Below are 17,652 nucleotides of genomic sequence, written 5' to 3' on the forward strand. Positions count from 1 at the left end.
GACTTATGGTTTGGTACCGTAGAGTTAAAACGTTATGATAGTCAGAACAAATTGATGTAGTTGAAGTAAGTAATCCACCCATCCTTACCTAAAATCAGCACCGTTACGCTATTTAAACAGAAACAATTAACAAACTTCTTAAGGCGCAATAAAGCCATAGATGAATTCGAAATTGTAAGGTCTACATGTCCCTATTCTCAAAATTTTTCCCTCAGTTAGCCAGTATCCGTAGTCGTTTAGTTTTGTTGGTTTTGTTAAGTTTGGTTCCAGTTGCATTGGTATTAATCTATTCAGCTTTGGAAAATCGACGACTCACAGGTGAACAGGCAATTAATAAATTGTCCACGATTGTTGAATTGATTCACAACGATTTCGAAGATGCTATTTATGCCTCTTCTCAGTTATTAACCTCATTGTCATTAACACCTGAGAAATGGCTTAAAGCTTCTCCACAATGTAATCAGCAGTTGGCCAATCTGAGTAAACAATTTGCCAGTTACAGCAATATTTATTCGGTGGATCTCAATGGGGAAGTCATTTGTACTGCAACAAATAATGAGACAACGATAAATCTGCTGGATAGGGATTACATTCAGAATTCCTTGTCTGGTGGAGCAATTATTGTTGGTCAACCCGTAGAAGGAAAAATCTCCAAGCAAATGGTCATGCCAATAGCGCTGCCTTTATATTCATCAACGGGTGAAATTATGGGTGTCGTTGGCGTTAGCATCAATCTTTCCCTGTTTCTCAATCATAATCTTCGGTCGCATTCTCTCAACAGCAAAAGTCTAAATAATGTCACGGCGACTTTATGGCAACCAGATGGAACAGTACTGGTCAGAGCGCCGGACCCGTTCTCTATGACTGGGCTGCAAGCTCGTGAAAGTGAATTGTTTCAAACGCTCATTGGTAACACGACTAATCGACAGACAATGGAAGTACGCGGTCTGGATAATACACCGCGCTGGTATGCATTTGACCAAATTGGTCTTGGTGAATCCAATATTTTATTGAGCGTAGGTCTGCCAACGGAGGAGTTATTTGCGGAAGTCGATGCTATTTTTTGGCGAACATTAAGTGTACTGGCGGTGGTTAGCCTTTTAGTTATTCTCGCTGCATGGTTTATCGCTGAGCTCGCAGTGCGTCGGCCGGTGAGCAAGCTGGCAAGCCTGGTTGAACAAGTGTCAAGCGGTCAGCGTGGTATTCGTATTGGACAAATGGTCGGGGCCAGTGAATTAAAAACACTAGCCCACAACTTTGACTTAATGGTTAGTTATCTGGAAAGTTACGAAAACAAACAGGCTGCCAATCAGCAAGCTTTGACACAAGCCAAAGAAAGTCTTGAACTGAAAGTGCAGGAACGCACTCTGGCACTGGAGTCGGCCAGTCGTGAAGCTATTGATAGAGCTAAGCTGCTGGAAAAACAACGACTTGAAATTACTGTTATGAATGAGCTGACTGACATGCTGCAGTCCTGTCATACATTGGATGAAAGTTGGCCAATAATTGGGCGGTCTCTTACCCAATTGTTTGATGATTTAGAGGGCACGATTTATACCTATCGGGATAGCGGTAATGCTTTAATGCATGGTGTCAGCTGGGGAAAAAAAGCGATCGAAAAACATGATGGCTTTGCCCCTGATGATTGCTGGTCTTTAAGATTGGGCCGTAGCTGGCAATTTGAACCCGAAGGACTGCATACCCGTTGTAATCATATTGCTGAGACAGAGCAAGGTGCTTATATTTGCATTCCTATGCTGGCTGATGGCAAAACACTTGGAGTATTACATCTTCAACTCCCCACTAACGACGGAAAGCAGGTTTTTGTTGAGCTTGCTCAATCGGCTGCTGCACGATTGGCGCTTGCCTTATCCAATATCAAACTAAGACAGACGTTACGTAACCTGTCTATAAAAGACGTGTTGACCGGATTGTATAATCGTCGTTTTGTTGAAGAAATATTTGAGCATGAAGTTGCGCGCTGTCGTCGAAATGATAAATCTTTGTCAGTACTTATGATCGATGTTGATCATTTCAAACGTTTTAATGACAGTTTCGGTCATGATGCTGGTGACGTGGTTCTTCGAGCCGTCGGCACCCTGTTGAAAGAAAGTTTCCGTAAAACTGATTTTCCATGTCGTTTAGGTGGGGAAGAGTTTTTGGTCATTCTTCCTGAGTGTGATGGCAATGCGGCTTTCAAGGTTGCAGAACAATTAAGACTAAAAATCAGTGAGCTTGTATTGTTTCATCAGGGTAAAGCTTTGGATGGGGTGACAGCATCAATTGGTGTAGCCACTTGGCCAGAACCGTTGAAAGACGAGCATATATTGATTGCTGCTGCTGATGCCGCTCTTTACTCAGCAAAACATGCTGGCCGTAATCAGGTGCACACTGCCGAAAAGAATGATGCATTAAAAAAGGGATAGCTGCTGACCGGGAGCCTGGAATAAATCCTGCCTTAAAGGCGCTAATTTAGAGTCGATCTGAAGTTTTTTAGTGATATTTCGAAAGCGTTGGGCTAACAGATCAGCAAATATCCCTTCACCGCGCAGGCGGTGACCAAAGCGCGGATCGTTGTTTTTACCTCCACGTAAGTCATGGATTCGGTTCAGAATGTGCTGGGCCTGATCTGGTCGGTGAGTTTGCAGCCAGTTTTCAAATAATGGGCTTACCTCAAGGGGTAATCTGAGCAGAATGTAATTAACATCCAATGCGCCTGCATCGGTAACAGCTTTCACAATATTTTCCAGTTCGGCATCGGTTAATACGGGTATAACCGGGGCAATCAATACCGTCACCTCGATGCCTGCAGCACGTAAGGTTTCAATGGTTTGTAGTCGTCGTTTCGGCGCGCTGGCTCTGGGCTCCAGTAAGCGCGATAGCGCTGGATCCAATGTGGTTACTGAAAGATGTACCCGAACCAGATTTTGTCGGGCCATTTGCTGCAGAATATCGATATCCCGTTCAACCATAGATGATTTGGTGACGATATGACAGGGATGGCAGGTTTCATTCAACACTTGCAGGATCTGACGAGTGATTTGATATTCGCGTTCAATGGGCTGATAGGGATCGGTGTTGGCTCCCAATGATATTGGCGAACATGAGTAGCTTTTTGCAGCTAACTCTTTTTTGAGCAAAATGGCAGAATTGGGTTTGGCCGTAAGTCTGGTTTCGAAATCAAGGCCAGGCGATAACCCTAAATAGGCATGTGATGGCCTTGCATAACAATAAATACAGCCATGTTCACAGCCCCGGTAGGGATTAATAGATTGGCTAAAAGGCAGATCCGGGGATTGATTACGGGTGATGATGGTTTTGGGGTGTTCAATTTCTACCGTGGTTTTGGGCGGGTTTTCCGGTTCCTGAAACCAGCCATCTTCGACCGTTTCACGCTGATGTGTGTTGAAACGTCCATCAATTTTGTCTGCAGTTCCTCGTCCTTTGATAGAAGGTTGTGTAGGAGGCATCAATCAGACAAATAATATTCCACTGTAGAAACCACCCGAACCTTTTTGATATGCGGATTATTATTATCGCGGGCGCTGATACTGAATTGACCTTGAGATGCTTTGCGGATTTTGCCTAGATTGCTGTCAGAATCCTCGGCAAATTTTTCGGCAACTTCACGGGCATTTTCGGTCGCTTCTTCAATCATTTCCGGTTTGATTTCGTTCAGTCGTGTAAACAGATATTCGGTCTGTGCCATATAGTTATTACCCGCTAATACCAGACCTTTTTTGCCCAGATCGGCCAAATCTGTCATTGCCATGCGAACCGCTTCAATATTTTCTGAATAAACGGTTATTGTCTGGTTTGCGGTGTAACGAAATTCTGCCCTTGGGCCACCACCATATTGCTGGGCTGATTTATCGGTAATGGAAGGAGCATTAAAAGTGATTTCAGCTTCATCAATGCCACGTTGGAGCAGAAAATCACGAACTTTACTGCTGTTATCTTCGACAGTCCGATAAAGCTCAGGCAAATCATTGTTGGCTTCAATAAACTGAATAGGCCAAATCACCACATCAGCAGGGTAGTCACGTTCAGATAAACCTTTTACCGTGACGCTGCGTTCGAATTGTTTAAAATCAATCAACGCCTTGCCAAGTTGAAATCCCAGCAGTGTCAAGCCCAGAAATAATGCGCCACCTAAAATCAATGCGGTCGATTTGGTTTGATTGGCCATATCCTGAACTCCCATAGAATCAGCGATGATCGGTAAAGTGTTCTCTTGCATAGGCGACGCGGTCAGCGACACTCATTCTTCTCTTATGACTAAGACTTTCTATCTGGCGTAGTCGTGGCAGCAAGCCTTTGCCATTGGCAATCTGGATGGTCAGTCCAGGCCGGGCATTTAATTCAAGTAGCATTGGCCCTTTAAAACGATCCAAAACAATATCAGTGCCTAAGTATCCCAGCCCTGACATTTCATAGCAAGATACTGCCAGTGTTAATACTTCTTCCCAATGCGGGACCTTCAACGTCATCATATTCAATCCGGTATCCGGATGTAATAGAATCGGCTTGTCAAATTGTACGGCCCGCAGAGCATGACCATCACCTATATCCAGTCCAACGCCGACCGCACCTTGATGCAGATTGGCTTTACCATTGGAATCTGCGGTGGATAAGCGCATCATCGCCATGACTGGAAAGCCCCGGAAAACAATAACACGGGTATCCGGTACGCCTTCATAGCTGAAGCCGCTGAAGCAATCATCAAAGTGAATCAAATCTTCAATAATGGCCACATCGGCTCGGCCGCCCAGTGAGAATAGACCCGCCAGAATATTGCTGACATGGCGTTCCAGATCACTAATAGTGGCAAATTGACCGTTAGACTTTCGGTAACCTTCTTCACTCTGACGGGTAATTACCATGATGCCCTTACCGCCTGATCCGTGGGCTGGTTTGATGCAGAATCCGCTACTACAGCGCTGCAGAATCTGACTTAATTCTTTAACCGCATGCTGTTCACTGATAACGCCAATTAAATCAGGGACTTTTACCCCGGCCTCTAAAGCCAGTTCCTTGGTCTGTAGCTTATCGTCTACTAATGGAAAAAGATGCCGGGGATTGTAACGGCTAATATAGGAAACATTACGACGGTTCATCCCCAATACACCGATTTTACTCAGTGCACCGGGATGCGCGTAACGTTCACGCATGGTTTGGAACCAGTTCATTTTTACTGCTGGCTCGCTCATGATTTGTCCAGTTTGGTTAACGGTTTAAAGCGTTTTAACTCCAGTAAACGATAGCCGGTGTAACTTCCTGCCACCAGGGTCAATCCCATCAGGATGAATTGAATTCCCATGAAGTTGAAGGTCAAGTGACGCACCCAGTCCAGATTCATTGCCATATAAGCCAAAATGGCCACCAACAGAGAACCGCCACCCTGAATCATGACTTGTTTGGCACCTTCTTCTTCCCAAAGAATCGACATACGCTCAATTGTCCACGCCAGAATGATCATCGGGAAGAAGGTGATTTTCATACCTTCAGTCAGGCCAAATTTATAGGCGATGATGGAGAAAATGGCGATCATGCCAATAACCATGATGATTACCGCGGATATTCGGGCTACCAGTAATAGATTCAGGTAGGACAAATAGGAGCGAATCATCAGTCCCACACCGACAATCAATAAAAAGCCAATCAGACCGGTCAGCAGACTGGTTTGAATAAACGCCATGGCAATCAATACCGGCATAAAGGTACCGGAGGTTTTGATACCGACCAGAATGCGCATTAATACAACGATTAAAACACCAACCGGGATCAATAAAATGCCTTTGAAAATGGCCTGCTCTTCCAGCGGGAGTGTATATAACGAGAAATTCAGCCATTCATTATCGGCAAACTTTTGATTTAACGCGATATTAAAAGGTTGTTCCTGAGAGATCATTGAAAAGGAAACCTGAGCATTTGTCGCCCCAATGACTTCCAGTACCGGTCCGGAGTGATATTGCCACAACAACATATTTTCCGCTTGACCCTGCTCACCTGTTTCAGGATTGAAGATGTCATATTCTTCCCCCTCAAACACCTGAATATATTCAATTAACGACTGTCGGCGACGGCCATCCTCAAGTTCTAATGCATGGATACGCCTCGCTGGTACACCTGCCTCCTGTAGCAATTGTGAAATCCAGGCTGTTCTGGGTTTGACCTGTGCCAGCAGTTCAGCGGTTTGTTGTTGATTATTAAACTCATGTATTAACTCCCGAGCCAGCGTGTAATTGGATGATGAACGTTCTATTGCACGATCGAGAATCATTTGTGCTGCAGTAGCATAGGGCTCTTTTTCGACATTCGGTTTAGCGCTTGGAATGACAACCTGTTCGTCTGGAATGGCAAAAGGATCAACCAGCATATCTACTTTGTAATACAGAGACTGGTTACCAGTTGCTTCACGAATTGACCATTCAGCATAGGTACCACTTTCACGTTCAACAAAAGAAAGCCCATAACCCGGGCTGGCCGTCTGTTGGTTCAGCTGTGTAAAACCGGGTTGGGTATTTGGAATGGCTAAACGCGCCGTTACCGGATTTCCATCAGCTTCAAAATCTACCTTGGCTTCAATTGACCAGGTCTGTCTTTGCTCACCGGGAAACCAGGGAATATCAAAAGCAATATGCCGGTGCAGAGTTAACGCAGTACCGGCAAGAAACAGCAGACTTACCAGAATATAAAAAGGCGTACGTGATGCCATGATGAATCCTTATTCTTCGTCTGATGCTTTAGGGTTAGCCTGCTTGGCTTTTTTCGGTATCGCCGATGCACGATCTTTGAGGATTTCGGGTTTTGGCTGAACATTTTTCTTAGCCACATCCACCACCGCGATATCTTTTAAAAATTCACGACCTAACAGAATCGGATAACTCATATGCGAGCGATCGGTCAGAGTGAACTCTGCGGTGTCCGTCATGTTACCAATACGAATGGTTAGTCTTACCACGGGGCGTTTATCAAGTTCGTTGGTCGAGGACTGGCGAATATTCGCTATCCGGGCAATGGGGGCTTCCACTTCGTAACTATTGTCGCTGCCTTCTTCCGGAACAATGGTGAAACGCGCCCATTTTTGTCCATCACGCTCCAGAGTAATAATATCCTGAGCTGTCAAAGATGATGTTGTAGCGCCTGTATCGACTCGCGCAGGAAACACCCGATTTACGGCTTCAATCCACAACCATTCTGTTTGGCCCAATACCAGTTTGTCATTTAACGTCATGGGTGCCGCTGGTGGACAACTGCTGGTTTCCATTGGCTGAATAGCTTGTACTGACTGAACAACGGCACGTTTAGCCAGTGTTTCATTCAGTTCTGCAACTTGATCATTAAGCTGATCAAGCTGTTTACGGGTAATTTGTTGTTCTTTGGAAAATGACTGTAGCCCAGACTGGTGTTTGTTCTGGTTATCAATGATTTTCTGGCACTGTTGGCGAACCTGAGTTTCCATTCGTGATTCAGTGTCGCTAAGTGCGGATTTTAATTGTTCATTGGAAACAGTCGGGCGTGACTGGTTTTGAATACAAGCAGTGGTCAACAGACTTGATACCAGGATGATGAATGGAAGTTTTAGTTTGAGCATGTCTTTCCTAAATCTTAAAACGGATTATAAAGTCAAAACGCGTTTATCAAGTTCGGCTTGATTGGGCTGCATATTATGAAGTATTCCCGGTTAACCCGGCGACTTTTTCTCGGCCAGTAAATGCACGTAACGTCCCATATCACGATAGGTTGGCATTCGGCAATATTGCTGCTCTAAAGCCAGCAATTCCTGTTCATTTGTCTGGCGACGAGTCTCAGAGTTCAAATAATCACTAAACACGCGGATTCCACTTTGTTGTTTAATGTCAAAACCCTTATTTTGTAAAAACTGAATCAATTCAAATGGGTATTGCGGATTGGGTGGGCTGAGCTTGTTACCAACACCAATATAGCGATCATTAAGAATTGGTTCCAGTCTCCAGCCACCACGAATGATATTTTTGTAAACCATAGCGTTACGATTATAGAACATCAAGGACAGATAACCACCGGGTTTGACGCGATCCATGACCTGTTTCAGCGTTTCCAGGGGAGTTGCCAGCCATTCCACAACGGCGTGACAAATTACCAAATCAAACGCTGCCAGTTGCGGCGCCAATTGTTGAATAGAGGCATGGTGAAAACTGGCTTCCAGTCTTGACTGAGCAAATTCCTGTCGCGCCTGACTTAACAGTTTTTCAGAGATATCACACAACGTCAGCTGATGACCAAAACCGGCTAACCATAAACTCATCTGCCCGGCACCACAGCCAGCATCCCAGATGCTTAATGGTTTAGCCTCGGTAAACTGCTGTAGATCCTGTTTAAGGATCTCTAATCGTAACTGGCCTTTAGCTGTGTCATAAATTCGCGCATTAAATCGCTCAGCCAAATCGTCGAAATTTCGATCCTGTTGCATCAGGCGGCCGGTTTAAGCAGGTTATCCAGCAGTGTATCTATAACCATGATCCGACTTTCCGCATCCGGCATGTTATCGGTAAAGCGTAATTTATCCTGACCATCCAGTTTGAAGCGAGAGGGTTGTTTTTGAATCAACTGGATGATGGTCATCGGTTCAACCTGAGGTTCTTTATCAAACAGCAAACGACCCCCTTGATCATAAACATCAATCTTGCGAATACCGATGGTTTTGGCTTTAAGGCGCAACTCATGTACAGCAAATAAGGTTTGTACTGGTTCCGGTAACAAACCAAACCGATCAATCATTTCCACCTGCAGTTCGCGTAAAGCTTCTTTATCTGCCGCCGCTGCAATGCGTTTATATAACACCAGTCGGGTATGCACATCAGGCAGATAGTCGGATGGAATCAATGCGGGCACATGCAGATCGATTTCAACTGTGTGGCGCGCCATATTATCCAGATCCGGGGTTTTACCGGATTTCAATGCATTGACTGCACGTTCCAGCAGTTCGTTATATAAGGTAAAGCCAATTTCCTGCATCTGGCCGCTTTGTTCATCGCCCAATAATTCACCGGCACCACGAATTTCCATATCGTGGGTCGCGAGGGTAAAGCCTGCCCCCAAATCTTCAATTGATTCAATCGCTTCAAGACGTTTAATTGCATCCGCTGTCATGGCCTGTTGCGGTGGGGTAATCAGATAAGCATAAGCACGGTGATGTGAACGACCGACACGACCACGGATTTGATAAAGCTGGGCCAAGCCTAATTTATCGGCTCTGTCGATAAAGATAGTATTGGCAGTCGGTACGTCGATACCAGTTTCAATAATGGTGGTGCAGACCAGCACATTAAAACGCTGATGGTAAAAGTCGAGCATTACCTGTTCCAGCTCACGTTCACGCATCTGACCATGGGCAACGGCAATGCGCGCTTCAGGCATTAAGGTTTCCAGTTCGCGTGCCACCCGATCAATGTCTTCGACCTTGTTATGCAAGAAGTACACTTGTCCGCCACGTTTGATTTCACGCAGCATGCCTTCACGTATTTTGTCGGCATTCCATTGCAATACGAAGGTTTTGATTGCTAACCGGCGTGCCGGTGCTGTGGCAATAATCGATAAATCACGAATGCCGGAGATAGACATATTCAAGGTACGGGGAATCGGTGTCGCGGTTAAAGTGAGGACATCGATCTGGGCACGATATTTCTTCAGCTGTTCTTTCTGTGTGACACCGAAACGATGTTCTTCATCAAGAATAAACAAGCCCAGTCGTTTGGGATCAATATCCTGCTGTAATAATTTATGGGTACCAATGACAATATCGGCAGTCCCTTCGCTGATCGCTGCTTTAACATCATCAAGCTGTTTTTTACTGCGGAAACGGGACAAAACTTCAACGCGCATGGGCCAATCAGCAAAACGATCTTTGAAGTTTTCATAATGCTGCTGAGCGAGCAGGGTGGTGGGCACCAGGACCAAGACCTGTTTGCCTGATTGAACTGCTAAAAAAGCGGCGCGCATAGCGACTTCGGTTTTACCAAAGCCCACATCACCACATACCAGCCTGTCCATCGGTGTTTCTGATTGCATATCAGCAATCACAGCATCAATCGCATCCTGTTGATCGGGCGTAGTTTCAAACGGGAATGCCGCGGAGAAGGCTTCATATTGTTCATCGGGTGATTGCATCGGCGGTTTTTTGTTGGCAGCGCGTTTGGCATAAATATCGAGTAATTCTGCTGCCACATCACGTACTTTTTCAGCTGCACGGCGGCGCGCTTTTTCCCATTGCGTAGTACCAAGTTGATGTAACGGAGCAAGTTCAGGTGCAGAGCCGGAATAGCGGCTGATTAAATCCAATGAGGCCACGGGCACATAGAGCTTGTCGCCCTTGGCATATTCCAATGTGACATATTCAGTGGCCACATCACCAACATCCAGTGTTTGCAGACCCAGATAGCGGCCAACACCATGATCTTCATGCACCACGGCATCACCAATGGTCAGTTCAGCAAGGTTTCGGATGATGGCATCGGAGTCACGTTTTTTACGGCTACGACGACGGCGTTGCATAACCTGCTGGCCGAACAGCTGGGTTTCAGCCACCACCGCAATGTTTTCAACTTGCAGTAGCAAACCCTGTTCGAGTGGAGCCACGGTAATGCATAGCGGAGCATTTTCGTTAATAAACGCATCCCAGTTGTCGACAACTTTGGGTTGCAGCTGGTTTTTACGCAATAGGTCCAGCAGGGTTTCACGACGTCCTGCCGATTCGGCAGCGATTAAGATTCGGCCGGAAAATTTATCGATAAACTGATGTAACGCTTCGCAGGGACGATCCTGCTTTGAGTTCAGCGGTAAAGATGGTGGCATTACCGTGGCATAGTTGCTGTTACCTGCCGAGCCATCCAATTCAAAGTTCTGGCATTGCAGTCTTTGCCATTGTTTGAACTGACTGAATAATTCTTCTACCGGCACAAACACATTGATCGGGGGTAACAATGGTCTTTCTGGATCAACACTATGCTGACGGTAACGGATCTGGATTTCCTGCCAGAACAGTTCAGCAGCATTAAAGGTGTCATTGAGCTGTACTAACAGCGTGTTATCCGGCAGATAATCGGTGAGTCGGGCAGTTTGCTCAAAAAATAGCGGCAGATAAAACTCTATACCGCCCGGCATATTGCCGGCACTGACTTCCCGGTAAATCAAACTGCGTTGCGGATCCCCATCGAAATACTGACGGAATTGTTTACGGAATAACGCAATACTGTCGTCATTAACTGGAAACTCTCGCGCCGGTAACAACTGAATCTGATCAATGGAGTCGATGGATCGCTGGGTTTCCGGATCAAAGGTTCGAAGCGTATCAATTTCATCATCAAATAAATCAATACGGTAAGGATGCCGACTGCCCATTGGAAACAAATCGATAATCGCACCGCGAACCGCAAACTCACCGTGCTCAATCACCTGGGCAACATTCCGGTAACCGGATTTTTCCAGTTTCAATCGCCATTGTTCAATATCAAACTGATCGCCAATCTTCAGTTCCAGGTGGTTGCCATCGAGAAATGCTCGCGGTGCAATGCGCTGCATCAGGGTGGCAATCGGCACCAGTAAAATGCCGCGTTTAAAGTCGGGTAGTTGATGTAATGTCTGCAGTCGTTCTGAAACAATATCCTGATGCGGCGAAAAGCTGTCGTAAGGCAAGGTTTCCCAATCCGGGAAATGCAATATTGGCAGCTCGGTATCGCCCAGATAAAAACGAATTTCCAGTTCAAGCCGATGGGCGCTGGCAACATCATCAGTGACCACTAATAATGGACCATTATGTTGCTGAGCCGCTTTAGCTAACAGCAAACCCTGTGCACTACCGTATAATTGTCCGGCACGAAGTTGATCTTTGGCTGATGCTGGTAAGACAGGCTGAAGCAAATTAGCTGGCAAGAGTGATACCCTGATAGTGAAATGATAAAGCGCGTTATTTTCCCACAATTGCCCGATCACAGCACTCGTGATTTCGGAGGAAGATAATGTCCTTACAAACAATAAGTGTTAATGCTATAGTCAAAATTTTTGCAACGAAGCGGAGATGGAACATGGGGAAACGTACGGAAAATGTTGTGTTATTAAAAGTTATTGGCACTGCTGAGTTATTAGCTGCCTTGGCCATGTTTTATTTTTATCACGAAAATGTACCTGCAGTAATCGGTGGATTAATTTTACTAGGCTTGTCTGCTAACAGTTTTTATCAGGCCCATAAATGTTATCAGCGCCAATATTCTCCACGAAAAGACGATAATTCTTAATTACGAAATTTAATGAGTCAGGCTGAAAACCCCACTATAGAATCCCATTTCGATCCGGTCAGTTTTGTAAAATCACTAACCAGTCGTCCTGGTGTCTACCGTATGCTCGATGCTGAAGGCACGGTCATTTATGTCGGCAAGGCAAAAAATCTCAAAAAACGTGTTGGCAGTTACTTTCGCAGCAGCGGTTTAACCAGTAAAACCCAGGTGATGGTGGCGCAGATCGCGGCGATTGAAACCACTGTCACGCATACTGAAAACGAAGCCTTGATCCTGGAAAATAATCTGATCAAGGAGTTGATGCCTCGCTATAACGTGTTATTGCGGGATGATAAAAGCTACCCATACTTATTGATATCCGGTGATAAATTTCCTCGCTTAAGCGTTCATCGCGGTGCCAAGCGTAAAAAAGGCAAATACTTTGGTCCTTATCCCAGTGCCGGGGCGGTTCGGGAAAGTCTGAATCTATTACAAAAACTGTTTCCGGTGCGTCAGTGCGAAGACAGTTATTATCAAAATCGCAGCCGGCCCTGTCTGCAATATCAAATTAAACGCTGTACTGCGCCCTGCGTTGATTTAGTCTCTGAAAGCGATTATCAAAAAGATGTGCAGCACACCATTATGTTTCTGGAAGGTAAAAACCAGCAGGTAATGGATGAGTTGAGCCAGCAGATGGACACGGCGTCACAGAATCTGCAGTTCGAACAGGCGGCTTTTATCCGTGACAAAATCATCAGTTTACGCCGGGTGCAGGAACGCCAGTATGTCAGCTCAATGCAAGGTGATTCCGATGTGCTGGCGGCGATAGTCAGAGATGGTATAGCAGTAGTTGAAGTCAGTTTTGTACGAGGTGGACGTAATTTAGGTAGCAAATCCTATTTCCCTAAAGGGTCGTCGGATTTGACCGAGTCAGAATTACTGGCGGCCTTTATACCGCAGTATTATCTTGGTAAAGACGTGCCGGCGGAAATCCTGCTGAGTCATGAAGTTGAAGAATCACAGCTGTTGCAGGAAGTATTGCAAACCGAATCGGGACATAAAGTCAGCCTGCGTAAGCCGCAACGTGGCCATGCGACACGTTGGTTGCAGATGGCGATGACCAATGCCGATATCAGTCTTACCCAGCGTATCAGCAGTCGCTCCAATTTATTGCAGCGTTTTGAAATTCTGCAGGATGTATTAGAGCTGGATGAAATGCCCAAACGTATTGAGTGTTTCGATATCAGTCACACCAGTGGCGAGCGCACGGTAGCTTCCTGCGTGGTATTTGGTCTGGAAGGCGCAATTAAAAGCGATTACCGTAAATTCAATATCGAAGGCATTACCGGTGGCGATGATTATGCCGCCATGCATCAGGCATTGAGTCGTCGATTTACCCGATTGAATAACGGTGAAGGAAAACGACCGGATTTACTGTTGATTGATGGTGGTAAGGGACAGATTAAAGAAGCGCAGGAAGTGCTGGCTGAGCTGAATTTAAGTGATCTTCCTATCTTAGGTATCGCTAAAGGTCCTGCACGTAAACCTGGTGAAGAAACGTTATTTCTGGTCGGTCGGGCTGGCGAAGTGATCTTATCTGCAGATTCACCCGCATTACATTTACTTCAGCAAGTTCGGGATGAAGCGCACCGTTTTGCCATTACCGGTCATCGTCAACGCCGTGCCAAAGCCCGTAAAAGCTCAACCTTGGAAGATATTGCCGGATTAGGCCCCAAGCGTAGACAAAAATTATTGCAGCAATTTGGCGGCCTTCAGGAAGTAAAACGGGCAGGGGTTGAAGATCTGCAGAGGGTGGATGGAATCAGTGCTGCTTTGGCACAAAAAATTTACGATATGTTCCATCCGGACAATTAAACACGTCATAGTGCTAACATAAGCGTTATCTATAGCTTATAACGAAACGATTTATGCTGAATATACCTAACTTACTCAGTCTGCTCAGGGTGCTTTTAATACCTGTTCTGGTGGTACTGTATTTTCTTCCCAGTACCTATGCTCCTTTGTGGGCCACCATTGTCTTTGTGCTGGCAGGTATCACGGATTGGCTGGATGGCTATTTGGCTCGAAGGATGAACCTCACCTCGCCCTTTGGAGCGTTTATTGATCCTGTCGCAGATAAATTAATTGTGGTGGTGGCGTTATTGCTGATTCTTTTCAAATCACCAGTATGGTTTATTCTGCTTCCGGTGATTGTCATCGTATTTCGTGAAATCACAATTTCCGCATTACGCGAATGGATGGCTGAAATTGGTGCCCGCCATGTAGTTCAGGTTTCTTCTATCGGCAAATGGAAAACCACATTTCAAATGGTCGCTATCGGTTGCCTGATATTCTATAAACCGCTGTTTGGATTACCTGTTTTTGAAATCGGTGTAGGCTTGTTATACATAGCCGCATTACTCACTTTGACCTCAATGATCAGCTACTTGAAAGCAGCCTTGCCAGTGTTGGTAGATAAGGGTTGACAGAAAATATTAAGTGCCTATAATGCACGTCTTCCTAAGCGGGAATAGCTCAGTGGTAGAGCACAACCTTGCCAAGGTTGGGGTCGCGAGTTCGAATCTCGTTTCCCGCTCCAAGAATAAAAAAAGCCGCGGTCAGTCCAAGTTACTACTGCGGCTTTTTAGTCTTGAAACGTAAGAAAAAAGACATACCATGGCTGGGTGGCAGAGTGGTCATGCAGCGGACTGCAACTCCGTTAACGCCGGTTCGATTCCGACCCCAGCCTCCATTTTAAAGTTCAATACAATCAAATAGTTAAGGCGCTTTCGGCGCTTTTTTTATGCCTGCAATTTGATGTTTTCCATGATGGACCCTCTATATAGCTTTTACTTCACCTAAATCATCCGTTTGAACGGGGCTGCGTAAAAGTTGTATGCCTTAATGAATGGCAAACTTATCTGTAACTTTAAAAGCGAGAATAGGGGATGAAATTCCAAGATTTTTGTAATATGAGGAGGGTTGAAAAAAAGCAGTTTTATTTATCTTCCATAATCGTTTATATAGCCAGTCATGCTGGAAGCCGCAAAGAAATGAACGATCTTTGCCAGAAACTTGAAGGTGGCATTTAACCACTTTATCATTGGGCGAAAGACTGATTGGTGGACTTCGTGTGCCATCAGCAGCAACAGAAATCAGGACGGGTTCGTAGATTGCTCATTTCCCGCTGGTTCATGTTGTTTATTAAAAGTCTTAAGTCTTAAATTCCTCACTAAAGTGATTTAGCCGGACTCTTTCGCTCTATCTCAAACCTGTCTCTGCGAGAAAATAGTGTTTCCTGATCTTCGAACAATTGTCCTTGTTTTAGTTATCACCACCTGTATCGCGGCAATCGCCTTATTTCTGTTTTATCGACTGATAAAAGAGATAAATGGAATGCAATATGCCGCCATTGGAGGTGGTTGTCAGGCATTAGGTTCCGTGTTCTTATTGCTCAGGGATAGCATCGAGCCGATGGTATCGATCATGGTGAGCAATAGCTGTTTTTTTCTGTCATTTCTTTTTTATTATCAGGCTGTCAGATTACTGACCGATTTAAAAACGAGTTGGGTGATTCCATCAACGCTAATCGTTGTTTTGTCCCCGCTGTTTATGTTGTTCCCTGGCAATGAAAATCTTGGTGAACGTATCATTATCTCGTCGCTGGGTCTCGGCATATTAGGCATGATGTGTGGTTGGGTGTTGGGGAAAAATGCCATTGACTTGCCAGGCAGAAAAGGCCTGGCATTGATGTTTTTTTTATTCAGCGCGATAAGTTTGTGGCGTATTCCGAATATGTTGATTACCCCAATTGGGGAGGTAAGATTTTTAGATTTCAATGCGGGTTATATGATTTTTCTGTGGGGGATCATCAACAGTATCGTAACGACCATCGGTCTTATCATATTGGCGTCGGAAAAGTTGCAGCAGCAATTAAGAGCTAAGGTCGAGCAGGTCAGTTATGCCCGTGACATTGCCCATCGTTCGCTTCAGGAGCAGCAGCACTTCATGGCGATGTTGTCGCACGAGTTCAAAGCACCGATTGGTGCAATCAAAGCCAATGCAGATGCTGCCTTATTGTTAGCAACGCCACAGACCGGCTTTGTGGAAGAGAGTTTGTCACGAATTAAAAATGTTTCAGAACGACTCAATTCACTGGTGGAGCGATGCCTGGATGATGAATGGATGGCCCACTCAATCGAAAACAACCAGGTCAGTTTAGAACCTGTTTCGCTGACGCAAATTCTCAGGAGTTTATCTGACGAATTTAATGTGACATTTCACTCCACAGTTTCTACCGATGCTGTGGTCAAAGGTGAATCCATTTTTCTGCCGGTATTATTTGCCAATTTGATTGCCAATGCCTTGCGGCATGCGAGAAATATTGAATCTGTGCAGGTGAGTTTACTGGAGCAGGGCAATGATTATCTGGTTCAGGTAATGGATGATGGTGAAGGTATTGATGAACAACAGCGCCATTATATTTTTGATAAATACTACCGTGCTGACAATGGTCACTCGACAGGGGGCTCAGGGTTAGGATTGTTTTTTGTCAAAAAAATTACCGAAATGCATGAAGGTGAGGTCACAGTGAACTGTGATGGGCTGACGACATTTACCGTACGGTTAACAAAGACAGAGGAAAGCAATGGCTAAGCCCAGAGTTGTAATAGTCGATGACGATCCGGACTTTCGAGCGCCAATCAAAGCTGTGCTTATCAATGAGGGCATTGTGGTGCAAGAGGCAGAATCTGCATCACAGCTAAGGCAGATAATGGAGACATTTCACCCTGATATGGTATTGCTGGATGTGAATTTGCCAGATGACAGTGGTTTCAACATTGCACGCCATTTAAAACAAAATACTTACGTGGATGTGGTCATGCTGTCTTCAATGGGGGAAGTAGAACACCGGGTAAGTGGTCTTAATTCAGGTGCGGATTATTACTTGCCCAAACCCGTTGATATTCGTGAATTATTGGCCGTTATGCGCAATCGTTTTACGACGCAGGCTGTGAAACCTTTCAGGCAGACCGGACGTTGGACGCTGGATACAACGAGCTGGCTTCTGACATCACCCGATGGTCAGCAACATGCTTTGAACAGCAGTGAGTTTGCCTTGTTATCCGAACTGACCCAACAATCCCGTCAGGGTAAACCATCAACCCGCGAAGCATTGTACACAGCGATTGGCAATCCTAATTATTCCCCGGAAAGCCGAAGCCTCGATATACATATGTCACGCCTGCGCCACCGGCTGAGTTCAGACCAGTTCAGGTTCCCGATAAAAACGGTACGTAATGTCGGCTATGAATTGACCGAAGCCATAGTGATTGTTTAGCAAGACCTACACAGTTCGATGTTACATATTGAAACAAAAATAAGCTTAGAAAATACC

13 protein-coding genes and 2 tRNA genes are annotated in these 17,652 nt (G+C 45.3%); 8 read left to right on the top strand and 7 right to left on the bottom strand.

Going from position 1 to position 17,652, the window contains the following annotated elements:
• Positions 1-185: 185 nt before the first annotated feature.
• Positions 186-2,426: a diguanylate cyclase gene (locus tag B3S93_RS04545; RefSeq protein WP_292399592.1), complete on the top strand. Its 2,241-nt coding sequence runs from the start codon at positions 186-188 to the stop codon at positions 2,424-2,426.
• On the opposite strand, the gene B3S93_RS04550 is transcribed toward B3S93_RS04545, so the two are convergent.
• From B3S93_RS04550 to mfd, 7 genes are all read right to left on the bottom strand, one after another.
• A complete protein-coding gene (locus tag B3S93_RS04550; RefSeq protein ID WP_292399589.1) occupies positions 2,412-3,470 on the bottom strand; it encodes a PA0069 family radical SAM protein in 1,059 nt (352 codons plus the stop codon). The genes B3S93_RS04545 and B3S93_RS04550 overlap by 15 nt on opposite strands.
• Positions 3,470-4,189: an SIMPL domain-containing protein gene (locus B3S93_RS04555; RefSeq protein ID WP_292399586.1), complete on the bottom strand. Its 720-nt coding sequence runs from the start codon at positions 4,187-4,189 to the stop codon at positions 3,470-3,472. The genes B3S93_RS04550 and B3S93_RS04555 overlap by 1 nt, the downstream gene beginning before the upstream one ends.
• 19 nt (positions 4,190-4,208) lie before the next feature.
• A complete protein-coding gene (locus B3S93_RS04560; protein ID WP_292355792.1) occupies positions 4,209-5,210 on the bottom strand; it encodes an alpha-L-glutamate ligase-like protein in 1,002 nt (333 codons plus the stop codon).
• Entirely contained in the window at positions 5,207-6,718 is a 1,512-nt protein-coding gene (locus B3S93_RS04565) for an inactive transglutaminase family protein (protein WP_292355790.1), read from the bottom strand. The genes B3S93_RS04560 and B3S93_RS04565 overlap by 4 nt, the downstream gene beginning before the upstream one ends.
• Before the next feature lie 9 nt (positions 6,719-6,727).
• Positions 6,728-7,597, bottom strand: a complete 870-nt coding sequence (locus B3S93_RS04570) for an ATP-dependent zinc protease (RefSeq protein ID WP_292355788.1) — start codon at positions 7,595-7,597, stop codon at positions 6,728-6,730.
• Between the two features lie 90 nt (positions 7,598-7,687).
• Positions 7,688-8,455 (bottom strand): methyltransferase domain-containing protein, encoded by a 768-nt coding sequence (locus B3S93_RS04575; RefSeq protein WP_292399583.1) that lies wholly within the window; start codon positions 8,453-8,455, stop codon positions 7,688-7,690.
• Positions 8,455-11,913 carry a transcription-repair coupling factor gene (gene mfd, locus B3S93_RS04580; protein ID WP_292399581.1) on the bottom strand — a complete coding sequence of 1,153 codons (3,459 nt, stop codon included), beginning with the start codon at positions 11,911-11,913 and terminating at the stop codon, positions 8,455-8,457. Before mfd ends, B3S93_RS04575 begins: the two co-directional genes overlap by 1 nt.
• Before the next feature lie 152 nt (positions 11,914-12,065).
• On the opposite strand from mfd, the gene B3S93_RS04585 reads away from it, so the two are divergent.
• The 7 genes from B3S93_RS04585 to B3S93_RS04615 all read left to right on the top strand — a co-directional run bounded on the left by B3S93_RS04585 (position 12,066) and on the right by B3S93_RS04615 (position 17,595).
• Positions 12,066-12,275 carry a hypothetical protein gene (locus B3S93_RS04585; protein ID WP_292355782.1) on the top strand — a complete coding sequence of 70 codons (210 nt, stop codon included), beginning with the start codon at positions 12,066-12,068 and terminating at the stop codon, positions 12,273-12,275.
• A gap of 12 nt (positions 12,276-12,287) precedes the next feature.
• Entirely contained in the window at positions 12,288-14,129 is a 1,842-nt protein-coding gene (uvrC, locus tag B3S93_RS04590) for an excinuclease ABC subunit UvrC (protein WP_292399579.1), read from the top strand.
• Between the two features lie 53 nt (positions 14,130-14,182).
• Entirely contained in the window at positions 14,183-14,740 is a 558-nt protein-coding gene (gene pgsA / locus B3S93_RS04595; protein ID WP_292355778.1) for a CDP-diacylglycerol--glycerol-3-phosphate 3-phosphatidyltransferase, read from the top strand.
• Positions 14,741-14,778: 38 nt separating this feature from the next.
• A tRNA-Gly gene (locus tag B3S93_RS04600) sits at positions 14,779-14,853 on the top strand.
• A 79-nt stretch (positions 14,854-14,932) separates the two neighbouring features.
• A tRNA-Cys gene (locus B3S93_RS04605) sits at positions 14,933-15,006 on the top strand.
• Between the two features lie 539 nt (positions 15,007-15,545).
• Entirely contained in the window at positions 15,546-16,910 is a 1,365-nt protein-coding gene (locus B3S93_RS04610) for a sensor histidine kinase (RefSeq protein WP_292399577.1), read from the top strand.
• Positions 16,903-17,595, top strand: coding sequence for a response regulator transcription factor (locus B3S93_RS04615; RefSeq protein ID WP_292399576.1), 693 nt, complete (start codon positions 16,903-16,905; stop codon positions 17,593-17,595). Before B3S93_RS04610 ends, B3S93_RS04615 begins: the two co-directional genes overlap by 8 nt.
• Positions 17,596-17,652 lie beyond the last annotated feature (57 nt).

Source organism: Methylophaga sp. UBA3613 (assembly GCF_002375415.1).
Lineage (GTDB): Bacteria > Pseudomonadota > Gammaproteobacteria > Nitrosococcales > Methylophagaceae > Methylophaga.